At 60.7% G+C, this 9,727-nt stretch carries 7 protein-coding genes; 1 reads left to right on the forward strand and 6 read right to left on the reverse strand.

Features of this window, described 5'->3' with window-relative positions:
• Window positions 1-108 precede the first annotated feature (108 nt).
• From B3187_RS16740 to B3187_RS16755, 4 genes are all read right to left on the reverse strand, one after another.
• Window positions 109-2,553, reverse strand: coding sequence for a glycosyl hydrolase (locus tag B3187_RS16740; RefSeq protein WP_286807620.1), 2,445 nt, complete (start codon window positions 2,551-2,553; stop codon window positions 109-111).
• Window positions 2,554-2,861: 308 nt separating this feature from the next.
• Window positions 2,862-4,322, reverse strand: coding sequence for an RICIN domain-containing protein (locus B3187_RS16745; RefSeq protein WP_286807621.1), 1,461 nt, complete (start codon window positions 4,320-4,322; stop codon window positions 2,862-2,864).
• A 240-nt stretch (window positions 4,323-4,562) separates the two neighbouring features.
• Window positions 4,563-5,000 (reverse strand): DUF3429 domain-containing protein, encoded by a 438-nt coding sequence (locus B3187_RS16750; RefSeq protein ID WP_211331071.1) that lies wholly within the window; start codon window positions 4,998-5,000, stop codon window positions 4,563-4,565.
• A complete protein-coding gene (locus tag B3187_RS16755; RefSeq protein ID WP_286807623.1) occupies window positions 5,001-5,942 on the reverse strand; it encodes a pirin family protein in 942 nt (313 codons plus the stop codon).
• A gap of 91 nt (window positions 5,943-6,033) precedes the next feature.
• Between B3187_RS16755 and B3187_RS16760 the strand changes: the two genes are divergently transcribed.
• Entirely contained in the window at window positions 6,034-7,020 is a 987-nt protein-coding gene (locus B3187_RS16760) for a Gfo/Idh/MocA family protein (RefSeq protein WP_286807624.1), read from the forward strand.
• 82 nt (window positions 7,021-7,102) lie between these two features.
• Here the strand turns inward: B3187_RS16760 and B3187_RS16765 are convergent, their stop codons facing one another.
• Together B3187_RS16765 and B3187_RS16770 are read right to left on the reverse strand one after the other, a co-directional pair.
• On the reverse strand, window positions 7,103-8,278 hold the full coding sequence (locus B3187_RS16765) for a phosphoglycerate kinase (RefSeq protein ID WP_286807625.1): 1,176 nt from the start codon (window positions 8,276-8,278) through the stop codon (window positions 7,103-7,105).
• A 163-nt stretch (window positions 8,279-8,441) separates the two neighbouring features.
• The coding region (locus tag B3187_RS16770) for a transketolase family protein (protein WP_286807626.1) at window positions 8,442-9,727 on the reverse strand (1,286 nt) is incomplete at its 5' end.

The raw sequence follows: 9,727 nt of genomic DNA on the forward strand, positions 1-9,727 counted from the left end.
CGCTCATTTGACACTATCCTCGCATCCCGCAACTTTCGTCGTCCCACTTTGCCGAAACACCCCAAGGTGGCCTGTCTCACTTTACGTTTCGTAAAGCGAGACACCCTTTCAGCCCCCGTGTGACGGCACTTTCCGGATACCGAACGCCCCCGGGGCGACCTTCAGCCGAACCCCGTCCGAGAAGCTTACGATCCGCTCTGTATCCCCAAAGTTGTAGGCCAGATAGGTCGTCTGTACGCCCGATTCAAAAACCACGGCGGCCGGATAGTCGGCCGTGACCTGGCCGGACCCCGAACGCAAATGACCCAACTCCGTCCAGGCGTGTAACCACTGATAGGTATGGGCCCGGGTCTCGCCTCCCTCCGGCGCATACTCAAAACCGGTCTCGGTCATATCCGCCAGTGCCGCCTCGGCGTCGGTCATCGCCCAGATGTTCCACCAGATATCCCGCCAGTGCCCATCCCTCAGACCGGAAGGCTTGCCATTGCCGGACTCACTCAGCCCCAGAGCCACATAGTCAGCCAGGTAATCCGGGTACTGCCCGAGGTGAAGCACCAATGGGCTGAGCGGCAGCCCCTGAATGCCCAGAATGTGGGCATGAGCCTCGCTGAACCAGGTGGTAAACACATGCCCGGCCCCCCAGACAATGGAGGTAGTGAGTTTGTCGTAGGCATCGGGGAAGTTCCGGTAGATCGCCGGGCGCTCGCGATAGCCGTCAATGTCATTCCAGTACTCCCAGAAGGCGGCGGCCGTGGAGGCGTGCAGGTAAACGCCCCGCTCCACCAGCTCTGGCTGTTCGGTCACCAGCCCGTACAACACCACGGCGCCGTAGGCCGTGGCCGCCTCGGAGGTCGACTCATTGTTATTTCCGAGCAGATAGTTGGCGGCCCCCGATGCCCAGGAGAAGCCGAGAGCGGGATCGAAATACCGCAGGTAGGGGAACTGAGGGTCGTCACGACCCGCCGCAAAGTCCCGGATCAGCAACTCGACCATGGGGCCCCAGCGGTCTTTGGCGCACCAGCCCGGGTCGACCCGACATATCTCCGCGGCGGCACGGACAAAGTAGCCATAATGAAAGTGGTGATCGTTCAGAGCCTGGTGGGTACCGAACGACTCGTGCACCCCCAGCACCGTGTTCCAGCGGTCGTCATAGACAAAATACCGGGCCTGCTCGGCGGGGTCGGCGGTAAACCAGTCCTCCAACTCGGATTTCAGCCAATCAATCAGACGATTGGCCTCTGGCTCAAGCCCCTCTTCCCGGGCCAAAAGGGCCAATTCGGCCACCTTGCCGTAATTTTTCCCCGCGAAATAGGTGTCGGTCGCCTGGTTCCAGTCCTGCGGGTCCTGGGCCATAAAGTCATGCACCAGTGCCCGCAGCCGCTCCGGGTCATAGTCACCCAGCCCGGAGGGGAGCCCGGGAAGAACACCGACAGAGGGCAGCTCGTACGCGAAGCCTCCCGTCACTGCAAACCGCATGACACCCCGGGCACTGCGCACCTCGTAGTCGGTAAGCGCTTGCTTACTGTTTTTCCAGTGCAGTGGCTGAAGCCCCGCCAGGGTTCTCACTGGCTCATCCCGGTATCGATACTGATGGGAGACGGTCACCCGGTAGCTGTCCGGATCGACCTTGTAGTCCACCTCAACCTCATCCACGGGCTGCCGGGCGTGGGCGATAAAATCGCCAATCATGGCGGCCGACGGGCCGGATTCCGGCGCCGGGAGCCAGGTCAGGGTGAAGTGGCTATTGCGGCTGGCGGCGGTGATTTCCGAGCCATTGACGCCGGTGAACTCGGTCGTCCCATGTCCGGTCAGCAAAAAGTGGTTCAGGTTTCCCGCCACATCGGTCCAGAGCCCCAGAGTGTTGCCCTGCCGATAGAAAATGCCTTTGCGCTCACCGTCCGGCTCCAGGGTCCGGATCTGCAGGTCGCCGCGAAACACACTGAGGTACACATAAGGGGAGCCCTGCACGAACGTCGCCGACATCACCGGGCGGTGGCCATTGCGCCACTCCAGAGACACGGTGCCATCACTGTAGTCCCTGACATAGGCATCGAGGCGATCAAACTGACTGTTGGCAATGGCAATACCATCAAACACTTCGGCCAAGGGCTCGGGCACCGGGTAGGTCACACCCTTTTCCTGGACTCGCAAACCGGCGGGTATGCCCATCAGCCGCATCCCGCGCTCGGTGATTCTGGCCATCAAGGGGTCCGGCGTGATGTGTCCGGGGCCGTCGGGATCATCCACCCCGTGCGCACCAAAAAAGGTGACATTGCCCCACCAGCGGTGGGCCATGGTGGGCTCGCGGGCGGCCGGAGCGACGACGCTCGGCTGCAACGGCAGTGGCTGCACCATACCGCCACAGGAGGGAACCTGCGCTTTCACCACCCCGGCGCTGGTCAGCCTGGCCTGCTCACGCTCCTCCTGACACTGGTAGCTTTGTGGCTGAACGCTGAGGCTCACCGAGCCGGCACCATGCTCCCCCGGCGGCTGGCAACCCGCCAGCACAACGCCCAACACCACTACACTGAATACCACTCTCGCCCGTGACACGTCGCCCTCTCTATTGTTATGTACCGCCGCCGGAGGTCCGACGCGGGTAACCGGTTTACCGGCCTTGGAGGACATAGAACCTGAAAGGGCGTAGCTCGTCGCCCCACTTTACACTTACGTGAAACTGGGACATCACAAGCGGAAAACGGGAAGGATTCAGAGAAGTGAGACGGCGGGTGCGGCCTTGGGCCTTACTGCGCCCTACGGGGGCTCTGGTGGGCGGATCGGCCCGACGGATCAATGGCCTACCCCGGCAGTGGGTGTAGGGCGGATAAGGGCCGCAGCCCGCATCCGCCGTTACTTGAACACTACTGCCGGATCAACTCAAACTGCTGATTGGTGCTGTCGGCACTGCAGGTCCACTGAACGATATTGGCCCCATCCCCCTGACTGCGGGCCTCCACGTCCAGACACTTCTCGCTCTGCCGACCAATGATGCGCCAGCGCCCTTCGCCCGCGCTCTGAAAGCGGAACTGCTGGTTGTGGCCGCCCAGATACTCCCAGAGCATCAGATTGGCGCCATCGTCGGTGGACAGGCCTTCCACATCCAACGCCCGGCTAGAGGCATTGAGTGGCGAAATGCGGTGGTAATCGCCATCGACCGGGGAGATATCCCACTTTTGACAATCGTTGTTCAGCCAGCTCCACTGCTGCACATTGGTGCCGTTTCCGGTGCCGCAATTGGCCACATCCAGGGTCTTGCCGCTGTGCACCGGCACAATGCGATAGATGCCATCCACGGTGCCGTTGCTGCCGCCCCCTGAACCGCCGCCGGGCGCGGTGCCCACACTATCGCAACCGGAGACATTGATGCTGGAACTGTCTGTGCGCACCAACTGGCAGTTGGGGTTGCCGTTGGAGACCGAGCCGCTCAACACATGGGTATCTGAAGCGTCCTCCAGAAAAATGCCGTGGGAGGTGGTGTTGGCGATATCCACATAGTTGACGGTGGTGCCATGGCTGTCCGAAACGCTGAAAAAGCCCCGCCCGGAGTTGCGCGAATAAACACTCTGCACGCTGACATTGGGGCCGTTATTGTTGGCCACCCGGAAGGTCGCATAACCACCCCCCTGATTGTTGTAGTGGCCGGTCACATTGCCCACGGTGCCGTTGCGGGAATTGTTTAGCAGCAGGCCGCAGCCCCCGTTGTTGGTGACCGTCACATCGCCGATGGTGAAACCGTCAATCCCGTAGGTTTCCACCCCATGGCCCTTGGCTCCATTGATGTTGATGTTGCCCGCAATGGTCAGGTCAGTTGCTGAGCCGGTGGAATCGTCCACCCGGATGCCCAACCCGACCGGGCTGTTGTTGCTCAGGTCCATGGTGATGTTTTCCAGGGTCACATGGGAGCATCCCCGGAACCAGATACCGTAGCGCGGATTACCGGTCACGTGCAGGTTGCGTACCGTGATGTTGTCGCGACGATCACAGTACACCGGCACCACCAGATCGCCGCCGTTGGCATTGACGGTGTGTCCGTGAAAATCCAGTGTCTGACCGGCACGGGGCCGGATGGAGTAGACATTGCCCCCATCGGGGCCACTATCGCCGGAGTTGCGAATATTGACCGTACCGGAGCCCATATTGTTGATCGCGGCGTTGATCGCATCGAAATAGCGGGAACCGTCATACACCGTATTGCCATCCACCCGAGCCAACCAATTGCCATTGGTGCGGGTCACTTCGGCGTCCGCCCAGAGGCTGGGCGACAGGAATATCAGAAACAACAGAACAACCAGCGGCGAGCGCCGCAGACGAGATAGGAACATAGATTCTCTCCAGTTTTTATTGCCGTTATGGTGGAGACGCTGACGCGTCGGTCCGACGAGAGATACCGCATGTGAGGACTGCCAACCCCACTCAGGTCGGGAACCATGAACCTACAAGAGTTTTCCGCTAACTTGTATTACATTACGCTCAAAATGCGAACCATTTCACACATTATAAATCACTAAAGCGCATAAATAGTCATATAAGGGCATGAAACCCAGTCAATTCCGTCAATATCGCTACCAGACAAGCGCATAAAGCAGGTGCATAAACACCACCACTGCGGTCAACTGCCAGCGCAGTTGGGGATATCGCGCCGGGTACTGGCGATCCACGCCCGCCAGATATTCAAACAGACGCAACCCCAAAAACAGAGCCGCCTGGAGCACGAGCGCTTCCGGGGGACGCAGGAACGCAAAACCGACGATGCTCGCGACCGGGAAAGCCACCGCCACTAACGCCCGGCGCGTGGGATGTGCCGACTGGTACAATACCGGCCAAAGCACACCGGCCATAAAGCCCAGAATCAGAGCGCTGTACAGTTGAAACAGGCGTAACGCCTGACCGGTCTCAATCAGGCCCAGAGCGGACAAGGGCGGCAGGAGCACAAAAGGCAAGAGCCCCAGATAGCCGAGGCGCTGGATGGCGTTCAGACGTTTGATAAACGACAGGTTCATTCAGGTTCTCCAGGGAATCGGTGGTGCGGGCAGCGGATCACCCTCGTAGCCGGGTACCTTGCCAAAACGCTCACTGCCCGCTTCCCACTCATCCTGAGCCTCGGTGATCTCCTCCCGGCTGTGCCCGACGAAGTTCCACCAGATCAGAATTTCTTCCCCCAGTGGCTCTCCGCCCAGCATCAGCAGGCGGGTACCCGCCGTCAAATGGACGCGTACTTCATCGCGACCACCACCGATATACGCGAGGTGGTTGGCGGCAAACGCTTCACCCTCCACCTGAATATCGCCCTCAAGGGCGACCAGACCGTATTCGAAGTCAGGTCGCAAACTCAGAGTCAGATCACCGGCCTGCTCCGCCAGAAATTCCACCGCGACCAGCGGACTGAAACTCAGCGTGGGTGCTTGACGGCCGGCGTACTCGCCCACCAGCAGCGTCGCCTCGACATCCCGCTCCTGCCAGCGAGGCAACTCCGGGTAGTGATCAAACCGCGGTGCCGTATCTTTGTGCGCTTTGGGCAAGGCAATCCATAACTGAGCGGCGTGCATCATCGGCTCTGGACCGGTGGCCTCTTCGGTATGGGCAATGCCGTGACCCGCAGTCATCAGGTTGACCTGCCCCGGGCGAATCACCTGCTCACTGCCGAGACTGTCCCGGTGCAACACCTCCCCCTGAATCATCCAGGTAAAGGTCTGCAACCCGATGTGCGGGTGGGGCCCGACCCGAAAGCCGGGGGCATCCTCCGGAAAGCGGCTGGGTCCGGCGTGATCGAGAAAGCACCAGGCGCCGATGGTCCGCCGCTGTCGGCGCGGCAGAATCCGGTTCACCGGGATGCCGCCCACATCCGCCACCCGGGGCGTCACGATCTGAATCTGATAGCGGCCATCGACCTTCGGACACTCCAGATTGGATTCCGGGGCGGTGGGCCATTCAGTATTGGTCATAAGCGAGTCCTGTTCAGTTGGGCGCGCGTTGGGGGCCTGCTATAGTCTACCCCTATTTCCATCAACGGGATCACTTGCGCCAGAGGTCACCATGTCAGAGACACCGCACACCATCCGCTGGGGCATCATCGGCGCCGGCGATGTCTGCGAAATCAAAAGCGGGCCGGGCTTTCAGAAGGCGCCAGGCTCGGAGCTGGTCAGCGTCATGCGCCGCAATGCGGCCAAGGCGGAGGACTTTGCCCGGCGCCACGGTGTCCCCCAATGGACCGACAATGCCGAGGCGCTGCTGAGCGATCCCGATATCGATGCCATTTATATCGCCACGCCTCCCGCCAGTCATAAAGATTACGCTGTTGCCGCACTGGCCGCCGGAAAATCCGTGTATGTGGAAAAGCCGGTCGCGCGCAACGCGGCCGAGTGCGAAGCGATGATTGCGGCCGAGAGCACCTCAAACGGCAAGCTTTGCGCGGCTCACTACCGGCGGTTTTTACCGAGCTTCATGAAGTTGAAGGCGTTACTGGACGAGGGCGCGATTGGGCGGCCATTGATCGTTCGGCTGGATATGCTGCAACCGGCGGACTCAGCGTTGATCGCCAACTCTGAAGAGAACTGGCGCATTGAGCCGTCCATTGCCGGTGGCGGTCTGTTTCACGATCTGTCTCCCCATCAATTGGACCTGATGCTGCACTGGTTCGGTCCGGTGTCCCGGGCGAACGGGTTTGGCACCAATCAGGGCGGTCACTACAAAGCCGATGATTGTGTACACGGCTGGGCCGAGTTCGACAGCGGCGTGGTGCTACAGGGGCGTTGGCACTTTGCGGTGCCGGAATCCGAGGCGCGGGATCTGTGTGAGGTGATCGGCACCGAGGGGCGGATAACCATCAATTTTTTTGGAGAGCAGGTATTGAGGCTTTTCAATAAGGATGGGGAGCAGACTTTCCGCTTACCCAACCCACCCCATATCCAGCAACCGATGATTGAGCAGGTGGTGCGTTATTTTCAGGGAGAGCGGGACAATCCGTGCAGCATGACGGAAGCGCGGGATGTGATGGCGTTGATGGATGCGTTTGTGCGGTGATAAGGCCGAAGGCCGCATCCGCCGCCACAAAAAAGGCGGCCCGCTTACGCGGCCGCCTTTTTGTTTCGCGTGACGTGAACGATCAGTCGTTCGCGCGCTGCTCCAGAATCTCTACAGCCGGCAATACTTTACCTTCGACAAACTCCAGGAAGGCGCCACCACCGGTGGAGATGTAGGAGATCTTGTCCGCCAGGTGCCACTTGTCGATGGCGGCCAGAGTGTCACCGCCGCCGGCGACGGAGAAGGCGCTGCTCTCGGCGATGGCGTCGGCCACGACTTTGGTGCCCTTGGCAAAGGCATCAAACTCGAACACACCACAGGGACCATTCCACAGAATGGTTTTGGCGTTCTTGATGATCTCCGCCACGCGCGCCGCGGTTTCCGGACCGTAGTCGATGATTTCTTCATCGGCGCCGATCTGATCGACCTTCTTCACTTCGGTCGGCGTATCATTGGCCCAATCATCAAACCCGGCCGTGGTGGTACGCACGTCAGTGGCGTAGATCACTTCGGTGGTGTTGGTCAGACGCTGCGCTTCGGGGATCAGGTCTTTCTCGTGCAGGGAGTTACCCACTTCGTAACCGGCCGCGGCCACAAAGGTGTTGGAGATGCCGCCACCGACCACCAGGGTGTCGGAGATCTTGGATAGCGAGTCCAGCACGCTCAACTTGGACGAGACCTTGGCACCACCCACGATGGACACCAGCGGGCGCTCCGGGTTATCCAGTACCTTGCCCAAGGCATCCAGCTCGTTGGCCAACAGCGGACCGGCGCAGGCGACGGGCGCGTACTTGGCCACACCGTGAGTAGAGGCCTGGGCGCGGTGTGCGGTGCCGAAGGCGTCCATCACAAACACGTCGCACAGCTTGGCCATTTTCTTGGCCAGCTCGTCGTCGTTGGCCTTCTCGCCCTTATTGAAGCGCACATTCTCCAGCAACACTACGTCGCCGTCGCCCATATCCACACCGTCGACCCAATCGCGGATCAGGGGGACGTCTTTACCCAGAGACTCGCCCAGCGCCTTGGCGACCAGTGCCAGGGAGTCTTCCTCGCTGAACTGGCCCTCTTCCGGACGCCCCAGGTGGGACATCACCATGACCTTGGCGCCCATTTCCAGGGCTTTCTTGATCGTGGGCACGGCGCCGTCCAGGCGCACGGTGCTGGTGATTTTGCCATCGCGAATCGGGACGTTGAGGTCCTCGCGGATCAGTACGCGCTTTCCGGACAGGTCCTGGTCTTGCATTCGTTTTACGGTCATGAATGGCTCCAAATTCGTTGCATTCTGGGTGGCCGTCGGGTCTGACAACCACCCCGGAAAAAAATAGCCCGACTCGGGCGAGTCGGGCTAATGATAGCGCATTCGCGCCCGGCCGTCGCCGACGCGCGCTCTCGCGAGGCGCTCGGGGAGCGGCCGGAACCGCTTACAGCAGGCTTTCGGCGGTTTTGGCGATGTTTTCCGCAGTGAAGCCAAAGTGCTTCATCAGGTCGCCACCTTTACCGGACTCCCCGAAGGTATCCAGAGTCACGGTAGCGCCATCCAGGCCCAGGTACTTGCGCCACTGGTCGCCGTGGGCGGCTTCCACCGCCACCCGGGCGGTGACGCTGCGCGGCAGCACTTCGTTCTGGTATTCCTTGCCCTGCATATCGAACAGGGTGGTGCTCGGCATGGACACCACGCGCACCTTGCGACCTTTCTCGGTCAGCAGGTTGGCGGCTTCCAGGGTCGGCGCCACTTCGGAACCGGTGGCCATCAGAATGACTTCCGGCTCGCCGTCGCAATCGCTCAGGATATAACCACCGCGGGCAATCGCTTCCACCTGCTCGTCGGTACGCTCCATGGCGGGCAGACCCTGACGGCTGAAGACCAGCGCGCTCGGGCGATCCTTGTTCTCGACCGCGAGCTTCCAGGCGGTGGCGGTTTCGGCCGCATCACAGGGGCGCCATACGTCCATATTCGGTGTGGCGCGCAGGGTGGCCATGTGCTCAACCGGCTGGTGAGTCGGACCATCTTCGCCCTGACCGATGGAGTCGTGGGTGTAGACAAAGATGTTCGGCAGCTTCATCAGAGCGGACATCCGCACGGCGTTGCGGGCATAGTCCATGAACATCAGGAAGGTGGCGCCGTAGTGAATGAAACCACCGTGAGCGGTGATTCCGTTCATCATGGCGCTCATGCCAAACTCGCGTACCCCGTAGTACACATAGTTACCGGAGGCGTCTTCTTTGGTGATCGGCTTGGAACCGTCCCAGATGGTCAGGTTGGAACCCGCCAGGTCGGCGGAGCCACCCATCAGCTCGGGCAGAATCTTGCCGAAGGCTTCGATGGACTTCAGCGACGCCTTCCGGCTGGGCATATCTTCTTTCTTGGCCTGGCACTCTTTGATGAACTCGTTCGCTTTGGCGGCGAAGTCGGCCGGCAGCTCACGCTTGATCACGCGGCGCTCAAATTCAGCGGCCAGTTCGGGGTGGGCTTTTTTGTACGCCTCGAAACGCTCGGTCCAGCTGCTCTCGGCGGCCTTACCCTTCTCTTTGGCGTCCCAACCTTTGTAGACTTCGTCCGGAATTTCAAACGCACCGTGTTTCCAACCCAGCTTCTCGCGGGTCAGGGCAATTTCATCATCACCCAGGGGCGCGCCGTGGGAGGAGTGGCTGCCCGCCTTGTTGGGCGAACCAAAACCGATCACGGTTTTGCAGCAGATGATGGTGG

This window comes from Marinimicrobium sp. UBA4209 (assembly GCF_002381585.1).
GTDB lineage: Bacteria > Pseudomonadota > Gammaproteobacteria > Pseudomonadales > Cellvibrionaceae > Marinimicrobium > Marinimicrobium koreense.